We start from the raw sequence: 20,891 nt of genomic DNA, 5'->3' as shown, positions 1-20,891 counted from the left end.
TGCACTGCTGGTGAACACGTCGGCGTTCGACGCGTGCCGGCGCGGGCCGACGCGCCGGCGGTAGGTTCGGCCGGTGCGCGTGGGAGAAGCCAGGGCGGCCGCCGCCGCGTGGGTGCGGGAGCAGGGGGCCACGGCGTACCTCACCGGGTCGGTGGTCGGGATGCCGGACGACGCGGAGCTGCCCGTCGGGTCCGACGTCGACGTGTGCGTGGTCGTGGACGAGGCGGGGCCCAAGCCGGGCAAGTTCCTGTTCCGCGGTGCCCTGCTGGAGGTCACCCCCGTGACGTGGCGGGAGGTTCGGGACGCGCTCGGTTCCTACCACGTGGCGGGCGGGCTGCGGACGGACACGGTCATCGCCGACCCGACGGGTGGGCTGCGACCGCTCCAGGCGGTGGTGGCGCGGCACTTCGACGACCCGGTGTGGGTGCGGCGGCGCTGCGAGGAGGCCGCGTCCCGCGTGGAGCGGGGACTTCGGGGCGTCGACCCGGCGGCGCCCTGGCCGCGGCGGGTGATGTCGTGGCTGTTCCCCACGGGCGTGACGACCCACGTGCTGCTGGTGGCGGCCCGGCGCAACCCGACCGTCCGCCTCCGCTACCTCAGGGCCCGGCCGCTGGCGGGCGACCTCTACCCGGACCTGCTGGCGCAGCTGGGGTGCGCCGACTGGACCCCCGACCAGACCCGGCACCACCTCGCCGCGCTGGCGACGACGTTCGACCGGACGGTCCCGGTGGCCCGCACCCCCTTCCCGTACAGCAGCGACATCACGGCGGCGGCCCGGCCGATCGCGATCGACGGCGGCCACGCGCTGGTCGACGCGGGCGACCACCGCGAGGCGGCCTTCTGGATCGCCGTGACGTTCGCCCGCTGCCACACGATCCTGGCCGCCGACGCACCGGACCTGCACCGCGCCCTGGCCCCGGCGTTCGACGCCGTGCTCGCCGACCTCGGCGTCACCGGCGGCGCGGACCTCGCAGCGCGGGCCCGGCGGACCCTCGACTCGCTGCCCGCGGTGCGGGCGCGGGCCGAGGAGCTGGTGTCAGCGACCGGGTGACCCCTCGGCCGCCGCGTCGATCTTCTCCAGCAGTTCCCGCAACTGCGCCTGCTGCTCCTCCGACAGGGGCGCGAACAGCGACGCGGCGGCCTCCGCCCGCGCCTCCCGGAACGCCTCGCGGGTCCGCGCGCCGCGCTCGGTCAGCTCCAGCAGCACCGACCGGCGGTTGGCCGGGTCGACGCGGCGACGCACCAGGTCGGCGTCCTCCAGCGCGTCGACCAGCGGCGTGACGGCGCGCGGGACGACGTGGAGGCGGTCGGCGAGGTCGACCATGCGCGGGGGCGTGTCGCCGTAGCGGGCGATGACCTCCAGGGCACGGGACTGGGCCAGGGTGAAGCCGAGCGGGGTGAGGCGTTCACCGTAGGCGCGGCGGATGCGACGGGCCTGCCTGAGGAACAGCTCACCCAGCCCACCTGCGGTTTCTTCCGTGTGCACGAGTCGAGAATAACAGAGGCACTTTCATTGTTACCATAGGTAAGAGTTACCCCACGGAGGTGTCCTTGCCGACCACCACACCCGAGCACCCGGTCCGCGTCCGGCGGATCCTGGGCCTGTTCCGGCCCTACCGACTGCGCCTCGGCGTCGTCGCCCTGTTCGTCCTGCTGTCGTCGCTCGTGGCGGTGGCGTCGCCGTTCCTGCTGCGCGAGATCCTCGACGTGGCGATCCCGCAGGGGCGCGTCGGGCTGCTGACGCTGCTCGCGGGCGGCCTGATCGCCGTCGCCGTCGCGACCAGCGTGTTCAACGTGATCCAGACCTACGTGTCGACCGCCGTGGGCCAGGACGTGATGCACGACCTGCGCACGAACGTCTACGACCACCTCCAGCGCATGTCGCTGGCCTTCTTCACCAAGACCCGCACCGGCGAGGTCCAGTCGCGCATCGCCAACGACATCGGCGGGATGCAGTCGACCGTCACGTCCACCGCGACCTCGCTGGTGTCGAACGTGACCACGGTCGTCGCGACCGTCGTCGCCATGACCGCCCTCGACTGGCGGCTCACGATCGTGTCCCTCGCGCTGCTCCCGCTGTTCGTGTGGATCAGCCGCCGGGTGGGCACCGAGCGCAAGAAGATCACCGGCGAGCGGCAGCGGCAGCTCGCCACCATGTCCACGAACGTCCAGGAGTCGCTGTCGGTCAGCGGCGTCCTGCTCGGTCACACCATGGGCCGCACGGACTCGCTGACCACGTCGTTCGCCGAGGAGTCGGCGAAGCTGACGAAGCTGGAGGTCCGCGCGAGCATGGCGGGCCGCTGGCGGATGTCGACCGTCGGCATCGTCATGGCGGCCATGCCCGCGCTGATCTACTGGGCGGCGGGCGCGAGCGGCGCGCTGGGCGTGCCGATCGCGTCGCTGGGCACGCTGGTCGCGTTCGTGTCGTTGCAGCAGACCCTGTTCCGCCCGGCCGTGTCGCTGATCCAGACGGGCGTGGAGCTCCAGAGCTCCCTCGCCCTGTTCCAGCGGATCTTCGAGTACCTCGACCTGCCGGTCGACATCGAGCCCCCGGCGAAGCCGGTGCCGCTCGGTGTCGTCCGCGGGGAGGTGCGCTTCGAGAACGTGTCGTTCTCCTACTCCGACGAGCACCGCACCCTGTCCGACATCGACGTCGTCGTGCCGCCGGGCACCAGCCTGGCCGTCGTGGGCGAGACGGGTTCGGGCAAGACGACGCTGAGCTACCTCGTGCCGCGCCTGTACGACGTGACCGCGGGGAAGGTGACCATCGACGGCGTCGACGTGCGCGACCTGGACTTCACGACCCTGGCCGAGGCGGTCGGCGTGGTGTCGCAGGAGACGTACCTGTTCCACGCGTCCATCGCGGACAACCTGCGCTTCGCCAAGCCGGACGCCACCGACGAGGAACTGGTGGCCGCCGCGCGGGCCGCGCAGATCCACCAGCACATCAGCGGACTGCCCGACGGCTACGACACCCTCGTCGGCGAGCGCGGCTACCGGTTCTCCGGCGGCGAGAAGCAGCGGCTGGCCATCGCCCGCACGATCCTGCGCAACCCGCCGATCCTGGTGCTGGACGAGGCGACCAGCGCGCTGGACAACCAGACCGAACTGGCCGTGCAGGAGGCCATCGACGCGCTGTCGGCGGGCCGCACCACGATCACCATCGCGCACCGCCTGTCCACGATCCGCGACGCCGACCAGATCCTGGTGCTCGACCGGGGCCGGATCGCCGAGCGCGGCACCCACGACGAACTGCTCGACCTCGGCGGTGAGTACGCCGCGCTGGTCCGCCGCGACGGCACCCTCGAACCCGCCGCCTAGGCGGGGGTCGTCGTGCACCGGTGATCGGCGTGGTCGAAGATCGGTGCCATGAGCACCGTCCTGATCACCGGTTCGGCAGACGGCCTGGGCCTGATGGCCGCGAAGCTCCTGGTCGACGAGGGTCACGAGGTCGTCCTGCACGGGAGGGACCCGCGACGCGCGGAGGACGCGCTGGCCGCCGCCCCCGGAGCGGCGGGCGCGCTGCACGGCGACCTGTCGACCATCGCCGGGACCACGTCGCTCGCCGAGCAGGCCGACGCGCACGGCCGGTTCGACGCCGTGATCCACAACGCGGGCGTGTACCGGCTGCCCGAGCGCGTGGGGACGGTGGACGGCCTGTCGACGGTGTTCGCCGTGAACGTGCTCGCGCCGTACCTGCTCACCGCGCTGGTGCGCCGCCCGGAGCGGCTGGTGTACCTGTCGTCCGGGATGCACCTGAACGGCGACCCGGACCTGGGCGACCTCCAGTGGACGCGCAAGCCGTGGAACGCCTCCCAGGCGTACTCGGACTCGAAGCTGCTCGTCGTGGCGCTCGCGTTCGCCGTCGCGCGGCGCTGGGCCGACGTGCGGTCCAACGCCGTCGACCCCGGCTGGGTGGCGACCAGGATGGGCGGCCCCGGCGCACCGGACGACCTCGCGCAGGGCCCGGAGACCCAGGCGCGCCTGGCCGTGCACTCCCCCGCGAGCGGCGGCTACTACTACCACCAGATGCTGGGCGAGACCCATCCCGCCGCGTCGGACATCGAGGTGCAGGAGGGCCTGCTGGCCGTCTGCCGCGAGATCACCGGCGTGGAGCTGCCTACGTCGTGAGCCTGCCGAGCGCCAGGTCGAGGTGGGCGCGCACGGCCGCGCAGGCGCGGTCGACGTCGCCGGAGCGGATGTCCTCCAGCAGCGCGCGGTGCGACGCGGCGAGGTCCTGCGGGCCGGGGTACCAGCGGTGCAGCTGCGCCAGGCAGAGCTGCATCTCCTCCTGCACCGCCGGGTAGATCCGGCTGAGCCGGGGGCTGCCCGCCGCGTCGACGAGAGCGGTGTGGAACGCCGTGTGCGCCTCGACCCGGTCGCCCCACGCGGCGGTGTCCGGCAGCGCCTCCATGGCGGCCAGGCTCCGCTCGGCGGCGTCGAGCGGCAGGCCGTTCTCCACGATCTCGCGCACCGCCAGGAGTTCCAGCGGTGTGCGGACGAAGAACAGGTCGCGCACGTCCGCCTCGGTCAGCACCGGCACGGTCAGCGAACGACCGCCGGACGACCGCACCAGGTGACGGCTGACGAGCACCTGGAGCGCGGACCGCACGGTCGGCCGGGCCACGCCGAACGCGCTCGCGAGCCCGGCCTCGGTCAGCGCCTCGCCCGGCCGCAGCTCCCCGCTGAGGATCCGCTCGCGCACCTCGGCCACCAGGGCGTCCCGCGTGCTCGTGGTCCGCAACGTCAGGCTCACCCGCCCAGCCTATCAGCCGGACCGGTTTCGGATATACGGTATAACCGTATGACTGAGCAGGAGAGGTGGGTGTCGTGGCTCGCACCGCCGCACTGGGCGCAGCCGCCGGAGGAGCCCTGCTGTGGGGCACCATCGGTCCGGTCGCGACCGTCTTCACCAGCGCCGAACTGCTCCCGGCTGGCGGTGCCCGGCTGGCGGTCGGCGCGCTGGCCCTGCTGGCGCTGGGCGGTCGCCCGTTCACCCGCGCGTGGCGGCGGAGGGACGTGGGCCCGCTGCTCGCGGGTGCCGTCGGCCTGGCGGGCTTCCAGCTCTCGTACTTCGCGGCCGTCGACGCGGGCGGCGTCGCCGTGAGCACCGCGGTCGCCATCGGCCTCGCCCCCGTGCTCACCGGGCTGTGGACGGCGGTCGTCGACCGCCGCCTCCCCTCCCGCTGGTGGCTCGCGGGCACCGCCCTGGCCGCGGTCGGCCTGTGCCTGCTCACGGTCGCGGGCGGCGAGGCGGTCACGCTCTCCCCCACCGGCCTCGCACTGTCCACAGTGGCCGCCGCCTGCTTCAGCACCCAGGCGCTGGCGATCAGGAGGCTGACGGACCACCACCGCGGCACCACCGCGCTGGCCGCCCTCTTCACCGCCGCCGCGCTGCTGCTCCTGCCGGTCACCCTCGCCACCGCTACCCCGACCCTGCTCTCCGGCCGGGCCGCGGTGAGCCTGCTGTACCTGGGGATCGTCGCCGCGGGCATCGCCTACTGGCTCTTCGCCCACGGCATCCGCCACCTCGGCGCCCCCGCGGCCGTCACCGTCAGCCTGCTCGAACCGGCGGGTGCCGCCGCCATCGCCGCAGTGGTCCTGCACGAGCCCGTCGGCCCCGCGCAGTGGCTGGGCATCGCCCTCGTCTGCGGCGCGATCGTCCTGACCGCCCTGTCCGACTTCCACCCGAATGCCGTGCCGGATCACCTTGATGACGATCGCCACCCCGCGCACTCTGGATCGGCGGTGCGGCGCGGGAGGAGGGGACTGTCGTGATCCGGGAGTACTTCGTTCGGGGTGAGCGCAGGACGGTGGACGAGGTCGACGACGTGGTGGCGGTGCGGGTGGACGGCCCGGTCGTCGCGGAGGCGCTGACCGAAGACGACGAGCTGACCCCGTTCCGGGAGGCGCGGTGGGTGTTCGTGCCCGCCTCGGCGGCGCTCGTGCTGGAGAGCGCGCAGGACGCGGGCCGCCTCGTGCGGCGGCCGAGCGGGCGGCTCGGGATCGTGACGCGGCGGCTGACCGTGCAGTTGAGCGAGGACCTGTCGCGGGAGGCGGCGGAGCAGGCACTCGCCCGGCGCGGGCTGACCCTCGTGCGGCGGCTGGGGTTCGCGCCGAACCTGTTCGAGGTCGACACGACCGAGCACGCGGACTCGCTGGCGGCGTCGGTGGAGCTGAACGCCGACCCGCTGGTCGCGCTGGCCGAACCCAGCCTCGTCGAGCACGTGCCGCAGCGGACCGCGCCGGGCGACCCGCGCTTCGGCGAGCAGTGGCAGTGGGCGAACACCGGGCAGGGCGGAGGTGCGGGCGGAGCCGACGTCCGGGCGCTGGCCGCGTGGGGGACGACGCGCGGCGCGGGCATCCGGGTCGCGGTCATCGACAACGGCTTCAACGCGGAGCACGAGGACCTCAAGGCCGGTGTCCACGCGGCGTCCGGGTTCTTCAGCCGGACGGGCGCGTTCGTGCGCGGTGTCACCGGGATGCCGAAGAACGACCACGGCACGTTCTGCGCGGGCATCGTGGGGGCGCGGCAGAACAACGAGCTGGGCGGCAGCGGTGCGGCGCCGGAGGCCGACCTGCTGCTGATCGCCTGCCTCGGCGACCAGGTCGGCACGCAGACGACGCTGGCCCGCGCGGTCGGCTACGCGGCCGACCCGTCGACCGAGGGCGGTGCGGCCGAGGAGGGCGCGGACGTGCTGGTGTCGAGCCTCGGGCCCAACGGCGCGGACTGGGACCTGACGGCGACCCTGTCCCTGGCGCTGGAGTTCGCGGCGTCGAGGGGGCGCGGCGGACGAGGACTGGCGATCTTCTGGGCCGCCAGCAACGGCCGGGACGTCGACGTGCTCAAGGACGAGGTCGTGTCGCACGCGGACGTGATCGCCGTCGTCCGCTCGACGCGCCGGGACCTGGAGGACAACGCCGCGCGCGGGCCGGAGGTCGAGCTGATCGCGCCGGGCGTGGACGTGGTGAGCACGACCGGCGGCGGCGGGTACGGCACGAGCACCGGCACCAGCTTCGCGGCTCCGTGCGCGGCGGGCTGCGCGGCGCTGGCGCTGGCGGTGAACCCGGAGCTGACCCGCGACGAGCTGCGGAAGGTGATGCGGGACAGCGCGGACAAGATCGGCGGTGTCGCCTACGACGCGGACGGCCACCACGACGACTACGGCTTCGGGCGCGTCAACGCCGCGCGGGCCGTGGAGCTGGCGGCGGCGGTGGTGCGGCCGTGAGCCCCGACGAGCCGGTGTTCCGCGTCCGCGTCGAGGCCGCGTCGCTCGACGACCTGCGCTCGGTCGTGGACGAGCTGGACGCGGACGTCGGCTGCCGGGGCGTGGCGCGGGCCGAGGGCGACGGCTTCGCGGTGGACGTCTACCTCCCGGGGTCGCGGCTGGCCACGAGCCGCTCGGCGACGCTGACGGTGGTGGAGAACCAGACCGAGGTCGGCCTCGCGCGGCAGGCCGAGGTGGGGCGGGGCAACCGCTTCGCGGTTCGGGGTGAGGTGCCGCGCGGGCTGGGTCGCAAGGAGTAGCGGTGGCGTACCTGAACCCGGCGGAGGTCGAGTCGGCGCTGGAGAACCTGGCCGCCGCCTACCCCGGAGCCTGCGAGCTGATCACGTGCCCGAACCCGACCCACGAGGGCCGCACGACCAGCGTGCTGCGCGTCGGCACGCGGTCCGGTGTGGACGGTGTCCTGCTGCTGGGCGGCGTGCACGCCAGGGAGTGGGTGCCGCCGGACGCGCTGGTGTCGCTGGCGGCGGACCTCCTCGAAGCGCACCAGCTCGGCACCGGCCTGGTCTACGGCGGGCAGCGCTACACCGCCGACGAGGTCCGCCGGGTCGTCGAGGACACCGCGCTCTACGTCTTCCCGTGCGTGAACCCGGACGGCCGCGCGCACAGCCAGACCGCGGACCCGCTGTGGCGCAAGAACCGCCGTCCCCACCCGGACGGCGGCGGGTGCGTCGGCGTGGACGTCAACCGCAACTTCGACTTCCTCTGGGACCACCGGGCCAGGTTCGCCGCGGACTCCGGTGTGCGCACGTCCGCGAACCCGTGCGACCGGCAGGTGTACCGCGGCCCGTCGGCGGCCTCCGAGCCGGAGACGCGCAACGTGGTGCGGCTGCTGGACTCCCGGCCCGACGTCCGCGTGCTCGTGGACGTCCACAGCGCCGTGCCGGTCATCCTGCACGCGTGGGGCAGCGACCGGAACCAGTCGACGCGGCCCGAGCAGACGTTCCTCGACGCGCGCTTCGACGGCGTGCGGGGACGGCCGAACGACACCGGGTACGGCGAGTACATCACGCCCACCGACCTCGGCACCGTCACCGCGCTGGCCCGGCGGATGCGCGACGCGGTCAAGGCCGTGCGCGGTGACGACTACCCCGTCGAGCAGGCGTACGGCCTCTACCCGACGTCGGGCGCGAGCGACGACCACGCCTACGGCCGCCACGTCGCCGACCCGACGCGGAGCAAGGTGTTCGGCTTCACGATCGAGTGCGGCCACACCTTCCAGCCGACGTGGGCGGAGGCGGAGGAGGTGGTCCGCGAGGTCTCCTCCGCCGTGCTGGCCCTGGCGCTGGCCCTCCCCGCCGCGCTGTCGGGCACCGACCGCTAGTCCCCCACCCCGGCGGGCACCCCGACCTCGACCAGCCCGCGCAGGAACGACGGCAGCGGGTCCCGGTGCAGGACGCCGAGGCGCTGGGTGGCGCGGGTGAGGGCGACGTACAGCTCGGCCGCGCCGCGCGGGCCGTCGGTGAAGATCCGCTCCGGTTCCACGACCAGGACGGCGTCGAACTCCAGGCCCTTCGTCTCCGACGCCGGGACCGCGCCCGGCACGCCCGGAGGCCCGATCACGACGCTGGTGCCCTCGCGACCGGCCTCGTCCCGCACGAACTCCTCGACGGCGGCGAGCAGCCCGTCGTCGGTGACCAGCCGGGACCACGGCCGGACGCCGCACGCGCGGACCGACTCCGGCGGCTGGGCCTCCGGCGCGAACTCGGCCAGCACCCCGGCGGCGACGGTCATGATCTCCGCCGGGGTGCGGTAGTTCACCGTCAGCGACCGGTAGACCCAGCGGCCGGGCACGTAGGGCTCCAGCACCGCGTCCCACGACCTCGCGCCCGCCTCGGACCGGCGCTGGGCGAGGTCGCCGACCACCGTGAAGGACCGGCCGGGACAGCGCCTCATCAGCACCCGCCAGTCCATTTCGGACAGCTCCTGGGCCTCGTCGACCACGACGTGCCGGTAGGTCCAGTCCCGGTCCGCCGCGGCGCGCTCGACGAGTTCCCGCGTGTCGTGCTCGACGAAGCGGTCGGCCAGGTCCTCGGCGAACAGCAGGTCCGTGGCGTACAGGTGGTCCTCGTCGTCCATCGAGTCCTGGCGGCCGACGAGGCCGTCGAGCACGGCGGTGGCGTGCCTGGCCTCGGCCTGCCGGGCGCGCTCGGCGGTCCGGTCGACGGGCTCGTGCGGGCCGAGCAGGTCGACCAGCTCGTCGAGCAGCGGCACGTCCGACACCGTCCAGGCGTCGCCGTCGACGCGCGCCAGCGCCGGGTCCGCGCCCGCGGCGCTCAGCCTCCCGGGCGAGGTGTACAGCGACGCCAGCAGCTCCGCGGGCGTCAGCACGGGCCACAGTTCGGTGAGCGCGGCGGCGAACCCCTCGTCCTCCGCCAGCTCCTTGCGCAGGTCCGCCCGCATCCGCTCCCACGACGCGCGGTCGTCGCGGGTCAGCCAGCCCTTGCCGATCCGACCGATCGCCCGCTCGGTGAGCGCGTACGTGACGACCTCCTCGAACACCGCGCGGGCCTCGTTGTGCGGCAGGCCGCTCGCCCGCGCCTCCTCCCTGGCCCACTGCGCGGTCTCGGCGTCGATCCGCCCCGTCACGCCCCCCAGCTCGACCGGGATCGGCCGTTCCGGCAGGCGCTGCCGGTCGGCGACGGCCGCCACCAGCACGTCCAGGACCTTGGGGGAACCCTTGAGGCGCGCGACGTCCGGCGCGTCCTCGGCGGTCACGTGCAGGCCGGGCACGAGGTCGCCGGTGGTCGTGAACACCACGTCGGACTCGCCGAGCGACGGCAGGACCCGGCTGATGTGGTTCAGGAACGCCGGGTTGGGGCCGAGCACGAGCACGCCGTGGCGCTCCATCCGCTCCCGCTGGGTGTAGAGCAGGTAGGCGACCCGGTGCAGCGCCACCACGGTCTTGCCGGTGCCGGGCCCGCCCTCGATCACCAGCACGCCGGGGTGGTCGAGCCGGATGATCTCGTCCTGCTCGGCCTGGATCGTGGCCACGATGTCGCGCATGCCCTCGCCGCGCGGCGCGTTGACCGCCGCGAGCAGCGCCGCGTCCCCCCGCTCGGCGCCGTCGGGGCGGCCGAGCACCTCGTCGGTGAAGTCGACCACCCGGCGCCCGCGCGTGTGGAACTGGCGGCGGCGGCGCAGGCCCTCGGGGGTCGCGCCGGTCGCCGTGTAGAACGGCCTCGCGGCGGGCGCGCGCCAGTCCAGCAGCACCGGCTCGTAGTCGTTCCCCTCGTCGAAGAGACCGATCCGGCCGATGTAGGAGCGGTCGCCGGACAGGGCGTCCAGCCTGCCGAAGCACAGCCCGTTGGCGCCGAAGTCCAGCCGCTTCGCCTCCCTGGCCGACGCGCGCACCCGGTCGTCGCGCTCCATGGGCGTTCCACCGGTCCCCCGCAGCGCCGCCTCGTACTCGCGCTTCACCCGTGCGCGCTCGGCGTCGAGCCGCGCGTACAGCCCGGCCACGTACCCGCGCTCGGACCGCAGTTCCTCGTCGTACCCCTGATCGGACACAGGTCCCCCACCACGTTGGACGGAATTCTCGTTCGGCGATCCCGCACGGGTCACGCGGACACCGCCCGCTGTGCCGCGGTGACCGCGTCGGCGGGCGGCGCCCCGACGTCGCCCCTCGACCCGTACGTCGACGACAGCACTCGCACTCGTGGCTCCATTTCCGCGGGTTCCGGCTTCGGCCGGTGATTCTGCGGCACGACGGGGGTCTTGCCACAAGCCCCTGGGTGCGCTATATGTTCAAGTGGGAAGGAGCGGGTGTCCCCCCTTCCCGACTCCCCTCGGTCCTTCCTGAACCGTCCGCTGTGGTCAGAACCGGCGGACCGGTCGAGGTCGTCCGTGCAGGCGGGATCGATCCACGGCGACGTCCACCTCCACGCCGCCCCCGTCCCTCCCCCTCCGGTCCGCTTCGTTCCTCTTCGTCCTCATCGTCATGGTGGTGTGCGTCCTGCTGCGGCGCCGGAACCCGCCGCCGTGACTACATTGCGGCCATGCGGATCCTGTCGCTGTTGCCCGCCGCCACGGACCTCGTCGTCGAACTCGGCCACCTGTCGGACCTGGTCGGCCGCACCCACGAGTGCGACTGGCCGGTGGAGGTGGGAGCGGTGCCGGTCGTCACGGCCGCTTCGTTCGACCCGAACACGCTGTCCAGCAGGGAGATCTCCGACGCGGTCGGGGGGAGTCACCGCGGTTCGTCGCTCTACGCCCTCGACACCGATCTGGTCGCCGCGCTCGCGCCCGACGTGGTGCTGACGCAGGACCTGTGCGACGTCTGCGCGGTCTCCTACGAGCGCGTGTCGGACGCCGTGCGGGTGTTGGAGGGCGACACGCGGGTGATCAGCCTCGAACCCCGCACGCTGGACGAGGTGCTCGACTGCCTGCGGGTGGTGGGGGACGCGGTGGGCAGTCCGGACGTGGCCGTCGAGCGGATCGCGGCCCTTCGGGAGCGGTTGGCCGCCGTGGAGGCGGCGGTGCGGGGGCGGGAACGGCCGCGGGTGGTGGCGATCGAGTGGTTGGACCCGCTGTGGCCCGCGGGGCACTGGGTGCCGGAGCAGATCACCGCCGCGGGCGGGACGCCGTTGCTGGCCGCACCCGGTGAGCACACCGGGCCGATGACCTGGCGGCAGGTGCGGGACGCGGAACCCGACGTGGTGCTGCTGCTCCCCTGCGGGCTGGCGCCGGAGCGGACCGTGGCCGAACTCGGGGTGCTGACGGCGTTGCCGGGGTGGTCGGAACTGCCGGACGTGTGGGTGCTGGACGGGCCCGCCTGCTTCAACCGGCCCGGTCCGCGCGTGGTGCGCGGGGCCGAGGTCCTCGCGCACGTGCTGCACGGCGTGGGCGGGGTCGAGCCGTCCGAGGCGTTCAGGCTCGGCGGAACAGCCGGGCCACGGGACGTTCCGCCTCGTCGCTGACCACGCGGTACTTCCCCCGCGCCGACAGCAGCACCGACGCGTCGAACGTGAACTCCGGGTCGTCGACGGGACCCGCGGCGAGCAGCCAGCCGCCGGGCTTGAGGCAGCGCGCGGCGTTGGTGCCGACCGGGCCGGCGTGCAGCGAGAGCAGCAGGTCCCACGTCGCGACCGGCAGCGCGCCGAACACCCGGTCGTACTCGCCGCCGAGGAACCGGATGCGCGGTTCGCCCTGGTAGGTCTTGTGCTGGTCGGCGAGCCGGATCGCGGAGGCCGGGTCCGCGAAGGCGGTCCTGGTGCGCTGGTCGGTGTCCACGTAGGTCACGTCGGGCCAGGTGTAGGACGGCGTCACGTCGAGCGAGCTGACCGGGTAGAGCACGCGCCGCGCCCCCGTGTGGGCGGCGACCACCGCGTACAGGCCGGTGCGGTCCACCGCGGAGTCGAGGTGGTCGGTGAACGTGCGGGTGGACGGCGTGGCGCGGCGTGACACGGAGAACTCCTGGTGCGTCGGGGATCGCGGGCAGCGTAGTCGGACCGCAGGTTGTTCACATTCAAACCACCGCGTACAGTGGGCCACATAGTTTAAGCTTCAACCAAATGGAGCCCGCGATGACCCGCATGCCGTCCCTCTACCTGTCCCACGGCGCGCCGCCCCTGGCGGACGACCCCATCTGGCCGGGGGAACTCGCCGCGTGGTCGGCGGACCTGCCCGAGCCGACGGCGATCCTGATGGTCTCCGCGCACTGGGAGGAGGCGCCGCTGACGGTCAGCGCCACGACCACCGTCCCGCTGGTCTACGACTTCTACGGCTTCCCCGAGCACTACTACCGCGTGGAGTACGCCGCCCCCGGAGCGCCGGAGCTCGCCGAGCGCGTGCGCAAGCTGCTGCGCACCCCGGCCACGCCGGTGCGCCAGGACGAGACCCGCGGCCTCGACCACGGCGCCTACGTGCCGCTGGTGGAGATGTTCCCGGACGCCGACGTGCCCGTCCTCCAGGTGTCGATGCCGACGCTCGACCCGGCCGAGCTGATGCTCATCGGCCGCAAGCTGGCGCCGCTGCGCGACGAGGGCGTGCTGATCATCGGCAGCGGGTTCTTCACCCACAACCTCCGCGCGCTCAGCTCGACCGGCCGGGTCACGAGCGTGATGGCCGAGTTCGACGACTGGGGCAGGCGCGCGCTGGAGGCGCACGACCTGGACGCGCTGCTCGACTTCGAGCACAAGGCGCCCGCGTGGCGGCTGGCGCACCCGCGCACCGAGCACTTCGCGCCGCTCTTCGTCGCGCTGGGCGCCGGGGCCGACGACATCGCGTCGCAGCGGACCGTCATCGACGGCTTCTGGATGGGCCTGGCGAAGCGGTCGATCCAACTGGGCTGACCAGCCTGTTCGAATTTGAACGACAAGGGTAGGATCGGCCCATGGCGGAACCGAAGTGGCTCGACGCGCGCGAACTGGCGGCCTGGGAGGGCTACCTGGAGGTCAGCACGTTCCTCAACCGCCGCGTCGAGCAGCAGCTGAAGGACGACGCGGGCCTGTCGCACCCGCAGTACGAGGTGCTGGCCCGCCTGTCCGCCGCGCCCGGCGGCGAACTCCGGATGACCGAGCTGGCGGGCGCCGCGCTGACGTCGAAGAGCGGCCTGACCTACCAGGTCGCGCAGCTGGAGAAGTCGGGTCTCGTCCGCCGCCGCTCCTGCGAGTCCGACGAGCGCGGCATCATCGCCTGCCTGACCGAGGCCGGGTGGCAGAAGCTCCGCGAGTCGGCCCCCGGTCACGCCGCCCTCGTCCGCGACCTGTTCCTGGACGGCTTGACCCGCAAGCAGTTCACCGCCTTCGCCGAGGGCGTCGAGGCGATCCGCAAGCGCCTGCGGGCGGACGGCTGACCCGGCGGCGAACGATCCCGGCCAGCGGGCGCGGGCGACCGCAGTCGTCCGCACGGCACCGGAGAAGCCTTCCGGCGCGGATGTGGCCGAATGGGCGGCAATCAGTGGACGAACGCACACCGATCGGCTTTCGCGACCCCGGACGACGTTGTCCCGACGACTTCCGCACTCCTCTGACAACAAGCGCAGAACAGCCGTCCCACATTCTTGCGGTCATTCGTTATTCCCCGAAACGACATCGGGACAACAGATGTGGGCCTGGTAACACCGAGTGCGTCTTACCTGGTCCGGACCTGTGCGCGGTGTATGTTCCCTGAACGCTCTTCCACGGTTGTCGAAGGCGTATTCCCATTCGGCGAATTGTTGCCGGCCCACACGTCATCTCACCGCGGGGAGCAAAGATGACCTCACGCCACACCGACCACGTGCTCACAGCCCGGAATCCAGGGGAGCCCGCCGAATTCCTGGCGAGCCACCCCGGCTACGAGCTGACCCGCGGTCTCGACCGGTTGCGTCGCACGGAGTACTCCTACCTCGACGAGCAGAACCACCTGTACCTGGACTTCGCGGGCTCGGGTCTCGCGGCGGCGTCCCAGCACGAGGCCCACCAGCGCCGGGTGCGCGGCATCCTGCCCGGCAGCCCGAGCACGACCGCGCCCGCGATCGACCACGCCCGCCACGCCGTGCTCCGCCACCTGAACGCGTCGCCGCACGAGTACACCGTCGTGTTCACCGCGAACGCCTCGGCGGCGGCCAGGCTCGTCGGTGAGCGGTACCCGTTCGGCAGGCACGGCAGGCTCGTCCTGACCTCCGACAACCACGAGTCGGTCAGCGGCGTGCGCGAGTTCGCGGCGACGACCACCGTGATCGCGACCCAGCGCCCCGACCTGCGCGTCTCCACCAGCACGGTCATCGCCGCGCTCGGCCGCAAGCGCCCCGACCGCAGGCGCGGCCTGTTCGCGTTCCCGGCGCAGAGCGGGTTCACCGGCGTGCAGCACCCGCTGGGCTGGATCGACATCGCCCGCGAGCGCGGCTACGACGTCCTGCTCGACGCGGCGGCGTACCTGCCGACGAACACCCTCGACCTGAGCATGGTGCGCCCGGACTTCGTCACGGTGAGCTGGTACAAGGTGTTCGGCTACCCGACCGGCGTCGGCTGCCTGGTCGTGCGCCGCGACGCCCTGTCCCGCCTCGGGTCCGCGCTGGAGGACAGCAGCCTCAACTTCCTGTCCATCCCGGACGTCGAGGTGGGACTGTCCCTGCTGGCGGACACCGGTGTCGAGCTGATCTCCCGCCGCGTCCGCTACCTGACCGGCTGGTTCCTCGACCGCCTCACCACGCTGCGCCACGGCAACGGCACCCCCGTGGCCCGCGTGTACGGGCCGACCACGACGGTGGCCAGGGGCGGCATCGTGAGCTTCAACCTGCTGGACCCGACGGGCCGGGTGCTCGACGTCCGCACGGTCGCCGAGGAGGCCACGTCGGCGGGCATCTCGTTGCGCGCGGGCGGTTCCGGCACGCCCGGCGCGGGCACGAACGCCGCCGAGCTCTGCCCGAGGTCGCTGCGGGCGCTGCTCCGGCACGGGACGCGGCACGTCGGCGAGTCGCTCGACGTGGCGGGTCTGCCCAGCGGCGGCACCGTGCGGGTGTCGTTCGGGGCGCCGTCGGCGGTGCGGGACGTGGAGCGCTTCATCGCGTTCGTGGAACGGCACTTCGAGGACCGGCTCGCGGACGAGCCCGCGTGACCGGAGGGGGCGGCCCCTACCGCCCCCTCAGTGCGTTCACCGCCATTCCATTGCAACGAAATCAATCGATCGTTGCGTTAAATTCAGGACCGTTGCAATGATTTCACGCCATCTAACTGCATAAATACTGATCAAGCGCAACAAAGTCTTTGCCGTATCCACGAACGCAACGTAGCTTTTCCAGTGTCGGAAACAACGAGCACTGGAGCTGAGCGCGATGCGCACCTTCACCACCCCCACCCCCATCTCCACCGTCCTGGACATCCCCGCCGGACTCGTCCGGTTCATCGCCGCCGACCGGACCGACACCACCGTCGAGGTCCGGCCCGCGGACGCGGGCAGGTCCCGCGACGTCGAGGCCGCCGAGGGGACCGCGGTCGACTACCGCGACGGCGTCCTGCGCGTCCAGACCCCCACGACCAACCAGCTCCTCGGTCCCTCCGGGGCCGTCGAGGTCACCGTCCAGCTCCCCGCGGGCTCGCACGTCGAGGCCAAGGCCGCCAGCGCCGAGGTCCGGGGGGTCGGACGGCTCGGCGAGGTCGCCTTCGACGGCGCCCACGGCGCGGTCAAGCTCGACGAGGCCGCGGGCGTCCGCCTCACCACCCACGCGGGCGACGTCTCCATCGGCCGCCTCACCGGCTCCGCCGAGATCAGCACCGGCAAGGGCGACATCCGCATCGCCGAGGCCGTGCGCGGCACCGTCGTGCTGCGCACCCAGGCCGGTGACGTCGCGGTCGACGCCGCCACCGGCGTCTCCGCCTCGCTGGACGCGGGCACCACCTACGGGCGGGTCCACAACGCGCTCACCAGCAGCGGGAACGCGGGCGACCGGCTCGACGTCCACGCCACCACCTCCTACGGCGACATCACCGCCCGCAGCCTCTGACCAGCACGGGGAGGACGAGAACGATGAGCACCACCCAGGACTACCAGGCCGCGGAACAGCTCCTCCGGCGTCCCGCCCGCCCCGGCGAACTCGTCGTCGGCGACCGGGTCAGACCGCGCTGGATCGACGGGGGCGCCCGGTTCTGGTACTCGGTGAGCACCGGCGCCGGCAGGCGGTTCGTGCTGGTCGACCCCGCCGCGGGCACCCGTGCGCCCGCGTTCGACCACGCTCGGCTGGCCACCGCGCTGGCCACCGCCTCCGGGCAGCCGGTCGACCCGGACGCCCTGCCGTTCGCGGCGATCGAGCTGAACGGCGACGCCGTGGAGTTCGCCGCGTTCGGCGAGCACTGGCGCTGCGACCCGGAGGGCCGCACCTGCGAGCGGGCCGAGTTCACGCCGCCGGGCAGCCCGCTGGACGTGCCGTCGCCCGACGGGAGGACCGCCGTGTCGCAGCGCGGGCACGACCTGTGGGCGCGCTCGCTGTCCGACGGCCGCGAGTGGGCGCTGACCACCGACGGCGCGGACGCCCACCGGTACGGCCCCGGCCCGGACTCCACGAGCAACGGCACCCTGCTGCGCAAGATCGGCCTGCCGCACCTGCCGCCCGCGGTGGCCTGGTCGCCCGACTCGACGAGGGTGCTGGCGCACCGGACCGACGAGCGCCGTGTCCGGCTGACCCACCTGGTGCAGGCCAGGCCCGCCGACGGCGGCGCCCCGGTGCTGCACGCCCAGCGGTACGCCTACGCCGGGGACGAGGACGTGCCGCTGGCCGAACTGGTCGTGCTCGACGTCGCGAGCGGCACGGTGGTCCGCGCGCGGACCGAGCCGCTGGTCATGACGAGCGCGTCGCCGATCTCGACCGGGTGGGCGTGGTGGGCCCCGGACGGCTCGGCGGTCTACTTCCTCGACCGGCCCCGCGACCCGCGCACGCTCTCCCTGCGCAGGCTGGACCCGGTCACCGGCGAGGTCACCACCGTGCTGGAGGAGACCGGGCCCACCCGCGTCGAGCCCAACCAGTGGCTGTACGAGCCTCCGATCGTGCGGGTGCTGGCCGACGAGGTGCTGTGGTACTCGCAGCGCGACGGCTGGGGCCACCTGTACCGGTACGACCTGCGCACCGGCGAGCTGCTCGGCCGGGTCACGACCGGTGAGTGGGCGGTGCGGCAGGTGCTGCACGTCGACGAGGCCGAGCGGGTGGTCCACTTCACCGCCTCCGGGCTGGTCGAGGAGGACCCGTACCGGCGCACGGTGTGCCGGGTCGGTCTGGACGGCACCGGTTTCGCCGTGGTCACCGACGACGGGCTGGACCACGTCGTCACCGTGTCGCCGGACGGGAGCACCTTCCTCGACTCCGCGTCCACTGTGGACACCCCACCGGTGGCGGCGCTCCGCGACTGGTCGGGGCGGGTGCTGGTCGAGCTGGAGCGGGCCGACGTCGGCAAGCTCACCGCCACCGGCTGGACGCCCCCGGAGCGGTTCCGCGTCAAGGCGGCCGACGGGGTGACCGACGTCCACGGCGTGCTGCACCGGCCGCGCGGGTTCGACCCGTCCCGGAGCTACCCGGTGGTGGACAGCCTCTACCCCGGCCCGCAGGTCACCAGGGTCTCGCCCAGCTTCGACCCCGGTGCGACGGGCCTCGACGCCGAACCGCTCGCGGCGCTGGGCTTCGTGGTGGTGGCGCTGGACGGGCGGGGCACGCCGGGGCGGAGCAAGGCCTTCCACGACGCCTCCGCCGGCAGGCTGGGCGACGCGGGCGGCCTGGTCGACCACGTCGCGGCACTGCGGCAGCTCGCGGAGACCCGGCCGTGGATGGACCTGGACCGGGTGGGCGCGTTCGGCCACTCCGGGGGCGGTTTCGCCGCGGTGCGGGCGATGCTGGACCACCCCGACGTGTACCGGACCGGCGTCGCCCTCTCCGGCTGGCACGACGCCCGCTGCTTCAACCCCGGTTTCGTGGAGACCTACGACGGCGTGGACGTCCCCGAGGTGTGGGCGCGTTCCTCGAACACGGACCTCGCGGACCGGTTGGCGGGCCCGCTGCTGCTCGTGCACGGCGAACTCGACGACCAGGTCCACCCGGACCACTCGCTGCGGCTGGCGGACCGGCTCGTCGCCGCCGACAAGGACTTCGAGCTGCTCGTCGTGCCGGGGGCCGAGCACACGTTCATCGACTGCCTGGCCTACGTCCGCAAGCGCTGCTGGGACTTCCTGGTGCGCGAGCTGATGGGCGTGCGCCCACCGGCCTACCGCCCGGCCCCCATCGGCATCGACCCCGAGGCGCTGGGAGAGATGTTCTCCTGACGCAGGACGCTAGACCCCTCGGGGCACCAGCCCGTTGAGGTGGGCGTAGACCACGGCGTGGACCCGGTCGCGCAGACCGAGCTTCGCGAGGATGCGGGACACGTGGGTCTTCACCGTCTCGTCGCCCACGTGCAGCTCGGCCGCGATCTCCGCGTTCGTGCGCGCCTCCGCGACCAGCAGCAGCACCTCCCGCTCCCGCGCGGTCAACTGCTCCAGCCCCGGCGCGGTCGCGGCGGGCGCGATGCTGCGGGCGAAGCGGGCCACCAGGCGCTGGGTGACGGACGGGTCGATGAGCGCGTCGCCGCGGGCCGCCACGCGGATCGCGCTGATCAGCTCCTCCGGCGGCAGGCTCTTCAGCAGGAACCCGCTGGCACCCGCGCTGAGGGCCCGGTAGACGTACTCGTCGCTGTCGTAGGTGGTGAGCACGACGACCTTCGTGCGGTTGTCGGGCGCGGCGAGGATGGCCTCGGTGGCGCTCAGGCCGTCGAGCTTCGGCATCCGGACGTCGAGCACGGCCACGTCGGGGCGGAGGCGGGCGACCTCGGCGACGGCGGCGCGGCCGTCCGCGACCTCGGCGACGCAGTCGAGGTCCGGCTGGGTGTCGAGGATGGCCCGCATGCCCGAGCGGAGCATGGCGTGGTCGTCGGCGAGCAGGACGCTCAGCATGGTGGGGCGGTCTCCAGGGGGAAGGCTACGGCGGTGCGCCACGTGCGCCCGTCGGGGTCCAGCCCGCACGTGGTGACGCCGTGGAACAGGCGGGCCCGGTTGCGGATGCCCTCCAGCCCGCGGCGGTGCCCCTCGGCGCGGGCGCCGACCAGGGCGGGCACGCGGTTGGTGGTGGTCAGCGCGAGGGAATCCTCCCGGAACGCCAGTTCCACGTCCACACCCGACGGGTCGCCGTGGCGCAGGGCGTTGGTCAGCATCTCCTGCACGATGCGGTACAGCGTGATGCCGAGCGACTCCGGCAGCGCGCGGGGCACGCCGGACGTGGTGAGCCTGGCGGGTATCCCGGCGGCGCGCACGCCCTCGAACAGCTCGTCGAGGTTGTCCAGGCCCGGCTGCCGCGCGCTGTCGGTGTTGTCGCCGTGCAGCAGGTCGAGCAGGTGCCGCAGGTCGATCATCGCGGCCCGGCTGGCGGTCTCGACGGCGCTCAACGACGTGGCGAGCGGCGCGTTCCCCTTGTCCAGCCCCAACCTCGCGGCGCCCGCGTGCAGGTTGATGGCGCTCACGTGGTGCGCGATGACGTCGTGCAGGTCGCGGGCGATGGCGCTGCGCTCGGCCGCTATGGCCCGCGCCAGCGCCTCCTCGGCGTCGCGCCTCTCGCGCTCCGAGCGCTGGTCCAGCTCGGCGATGTGCGCCCGCCGCTTGATCGTGTAGCGGCCGACCAGCCACGGCAGGAGCGACCCGCTGACCACCTCGAACGGCAGCGCCTTCAGGTCGCCCGCGCCGTCGTGGACGGCGAAGTGGGTGGCGACCAGGCCCAGTGCCATCGTGGCGAGGGTGGCGAACGCTGGCGCGCCCACCAGCCAGGCGCCCGCCCGGTAGGCGGCGATCATCATGCCCGCGTCGTTGCCGCAGAACTTCAGGGGCCGCTCCAGCACCAGGGGTATCAGGATGTACACGCCGGTGTGCGCCACGGCCACGACCCCGGACAGGCGGGCGGGGCCCGCGAGCGCCAGGTCCACCACGACGATCAGCAGCAGCCCCACCACGGCCATCCCGGAGAACGGCAGGGGTGCCTTGATGACGTACACGTAGGCGTCGGCGAACAGGCACACCAGCGCCACGAGCAGCGACTGCCGGGTCAGCGACACCCTCGGGTCGTCAGTGCGCCTCCACATCCCCCTCACAGCGTCGATCCTCCGCCCCCGCGCGCCG

General features: G+C 73.4%; 19 protein-coding genes. 13 read left to right on the top strand and 6 right to left on the bottom strand.

Going from position 1 to position 20,891, the window contains the following annotated elements; all coding sequences use genetic code 11:
• Window positions 1-73: 73 nt before the first annotated feature.
• On the top strand, window positions 74-1,051 hold the full coding sequence (locus AC156L_RS42275) for a hypothetical protein (protein ID WP_330879041.1): 978 nt from the start codon (window positions 74-76) through the stop codon (window positions 1,049-1,051).
• On the opposite strand, the gene AC156L_RS42270 is transcribed toward AC156L_RS42275, so the two are convergent.
• The gene (locus AC156L_RS42270) at window positions 1,037-1,486 is read right to left on the bottom strand and encodes a MarR family winged helix-turn-helix transcriptional regulator (protein ID WP_330879040.1); all 450 of its coding nucleotides are present in this window, start codon (window positions 1,484-1,486) and stop codon (window positions 1,037-1,039) included. The two genes, AC156L_RS42275 and AC156L_RS42270, sit on opposite strands and share 15 nt — an antisense overlap.
• Before the next feature lie 59 nt (window positions 1,487-1,545).
• Here AC156L_RS42270 and AC156L_RS42265 point away from each other — a divergent pair, with 59 nt between their 5' ends.
• Entirely contained in the window at window positions 1,546-3,321 is a 1,776-nt protein-coding gene (locus tag AC156L_RS42265) for an ABC transporter ATP-binding protein (RefSeq protein ID WP_330879039.1), read from the top strand.
• 48 nt (window positions 3,322-3,369) lie between these two features.
• Window positions 3,370-4,131 (top strand): SDR family NAD(P)-dependent oxidoreductase, encoded by a 762-nt coding sequence (locus AC156L_RS42260; protein WP_330879038.1) that lies wholly within the window; start codon window positions 3,370-3,372, stop codon window positions 4,129-4,131.
• On the opposite strand, the gene AC156L_RS42255 is transcribed toward AC156L_RS42260, so the two are convergent.
• Window positions 4,121-4,756: a GntR family transcriptional regulator gene (locus AC156L_RS42255; RefSeq protein WP_330879037.1), complete on the bottom strand. Its 636-nt coding sequence runs from the start codon at window positions 4,754-4,756 to the stop codon at window positions 4,121-4,123. The genes AC156L_RS42260 and AC156L_RS42255 overlap by 11 nt on opposite strands.
• Before the next feature lie 74 nt (window positions 4,757-4,830).
• Here AC156L_RS42255 and AC156L_RS42250 point away from each other — a divergent pair, with 74 nt between their 5' ends.
• The 4 genes from AC156L_RS42250 to AC156L_RS42235 are packed head-to-tail and all read left to right on the top strand — an operon-like array spanning window position 4,831 to window position 8,610.
• A complete protein-coding gene (locus AC156L_RS42250) occupies window positions 4,831-5,778 on the top strand; it encodes a DMT family transporter (RefSeq protein WP_330879036.1) in 948 nt (315 codons plus the stop codon).
• Entirely contained in the window at window positions 5,775-7,229 is a 1,455-nt protein-coding gene (locus tag AC156L_RS42245; protein ID WP_330879035.1) for a S8 family serine peptidase, read from the top strand. The genes AC156L_RS42250 and AC156L_RS42245 overlap by 4 nt, the downstream gene beginning before the upstream one ends.
• Window positions 7,226-7,528 carry a hypothetical protein gene (locus AC156L_RS42240; protein ID WP_330879034.1) on the top strand — a complete coding sequence of 101 codons (303 nt, stop codon included), beginning with the start codon at window positions 7,226-7,228 and terminating at the stop codon, window positions 7,526-7,528. Before AC156L_RS42245 ends, AC156L_RS42240 begins: the two co-directional genes overlap by 4 nt.
• Window positions 7,529-7,530: 2 nt before the next feature.
• Window positions 7,531-8,610 carry a M14 family metallopeptidase gene (locus tag AC156L_RS42235; RefSeq protein ID WP_330879033.1) on the top strand — a complete coding sequence of 360 codons (1,080 nt, stop codon included), beginning with the start codon at window positions 7,531-7,533 and terminating at the stop codon, window positions 8,608-8,610.
• Here the strand turns inward: AC156L_RS42235 and helR are convergent.
• A complete protein-coding gene (gene helR, locus AC156L_RS42230; RefSeq protein ID WP_330879032.1) occupies window positions 8,607-10,796 on the bottom strand; it encodes an RNA polymerase recycling motor ATPase HelR in 2,190 nt (729 codons plus the stop codon). The genes AC156L_RS42235 and helR overlap by 4 nt on opposite strands.
• A gap of 488 nt (window positions 10,797-11,284) precedes the next feature.
• Here helR and AC156L_RS42225 point away from each other — a divergent pair, with 488 nt between their 5' ends.
• Window positions 11,285-12,205 carry an ABC transporter substrate-binding protein gene (locus AC156L_RS42225; protein WP_330879031.1) on the top strand — a complete coding sequence of 307 codons (921 nt, stop codon included), beginning with the start codon at window positions 11,285-11,287 and terminating at the stop codon, window positions 12,203-12,205.
• Here AC156L_RS42225 and AC156L_RS42220 read toward each other — a convergent pair.
• Entirely contained in the window at window positions 12,156-12,692 is a 537-nt protein-coding gene (locus AC156L_RS42220) for a hypothetical protein (protein WP_330879030.1), read from the bottom strand. The two genes, AC156L_RS42225 and AC156L_RS42220, sit on opposite strands and share 50 nt — an antisense overlap.
• A 119-nt stretch (window positions 12,693-12,811) precedes the next feature.
• Here AC156L_RS42220 and AC156L_RS42215 point away from each other — a divergent pair, with 119 nt between their 5' ends.
• The 5 genes from AC156L_RS42215 to AC156L_RS42195 all read left to right on the top strand — a co-directional run bounded on the left by AC156L_RS42215 (window position 12,812) and on the right by AC156L_RS42195 (window position 19,013).
• Entirely contained in the window at window positions 12,812-13,579 is a 768-nt protein-coding gene (locus tag AC156L_RS42215) for a dioxygenase family protein (RefSeq protein WP_330879029.1), read from the top strand.
• A gap of 41 nt (window positions 13,580-13,620) precedes the next feature.
• Window positions 13,621-14,082 carry a MarR family winged helix-turn-helix transcriptional regulator gene (locus AC156L_RS42210; protein WP_330879028.1) on the top strand — a complete coding sequence of 154 codons (462 nt, stop codon included), beginning with the start codon at window positions 13,621-13,623 and terminating at the stop codon, window positions 14,080-14,082.
• Between the two features lie 401 nt (window positions 14,083-14,483).
• Complete coding sequence (locus tag AC156L_RS42205) at window positions 14,484-15,827, top strand: aminotransferase class V-fold PLP-dependent enzyme (RefSeq protein ID WP_330879027.1); 1,344 nt, start codon at window positions 14,484-14,486, stop codon at window positions 15,825-15,827.
• A gap of 217 nt (window positions 15,828-16,044) precedes the next feature.
• The gene (locus AC156L_RS42200) at window positions 16,045-16,713 is read left to right on the top strand and encodes a DUF4097 family beta strand repeat-containing protein (protein WP_330879026.1); all 669 of its coding nucleotides are present in this window, start codon (window positions 16,045-16,047) and stop codon (window positions 16,711-16,713) included.
• Between the two features lie 23 nt (window positions 16,714-16,736).
• A complete protein-coding gene (locus AC156L_RS42195; RefSeq protein WP_330879025.1) occupies window positions 16,737-19,013 on the top strand; it encodes a S9 family peptidase in 2,277 nt (758 codons plus the stop codon).
• 9 nt (window positions 19,014-19,022) lie between these two features.
• Here the strand turns inward: AC156L_RS42195 and AC156L_RS42190 are convergent, their stop codons facing one another.
• Both AC156L_RS42190 and AC156L_RS42185 read right to left on the bottom strand, forming a co-directional pair.
• Complete coding sequence (locus AC156L_RS42190; protein ID WP_330879024.1) at window positions 19,023-19,679, bottom strand: response regulator transcription factor; 657 nt, start codon at window positions 19,677-19,679, stop codon at window positions 19,023-19,025.
• Window positions 19,673-20,854, bottom strand: a complete 1,182-nt coding sequence (locus AC156L_RS42185) for a sensor histidine kinase (RefSeq protein WP_330879023.1) — start codon at window positions 20,852-20,854, stop codon at window positions 19,673-19,675. Before AC156L_RS42185 ends, AC156L_RS42190 begins: the two co-directional genes overlap by 7 nt.
• Window positions 20,855-20,891: the final 37 nt, after the last annotated feature.

The organism is Umezawaea sp., assembly GCF_057122925.1.
This window is presented reverse-complemented; position numbering and strand designations above follow the sequence as displayed.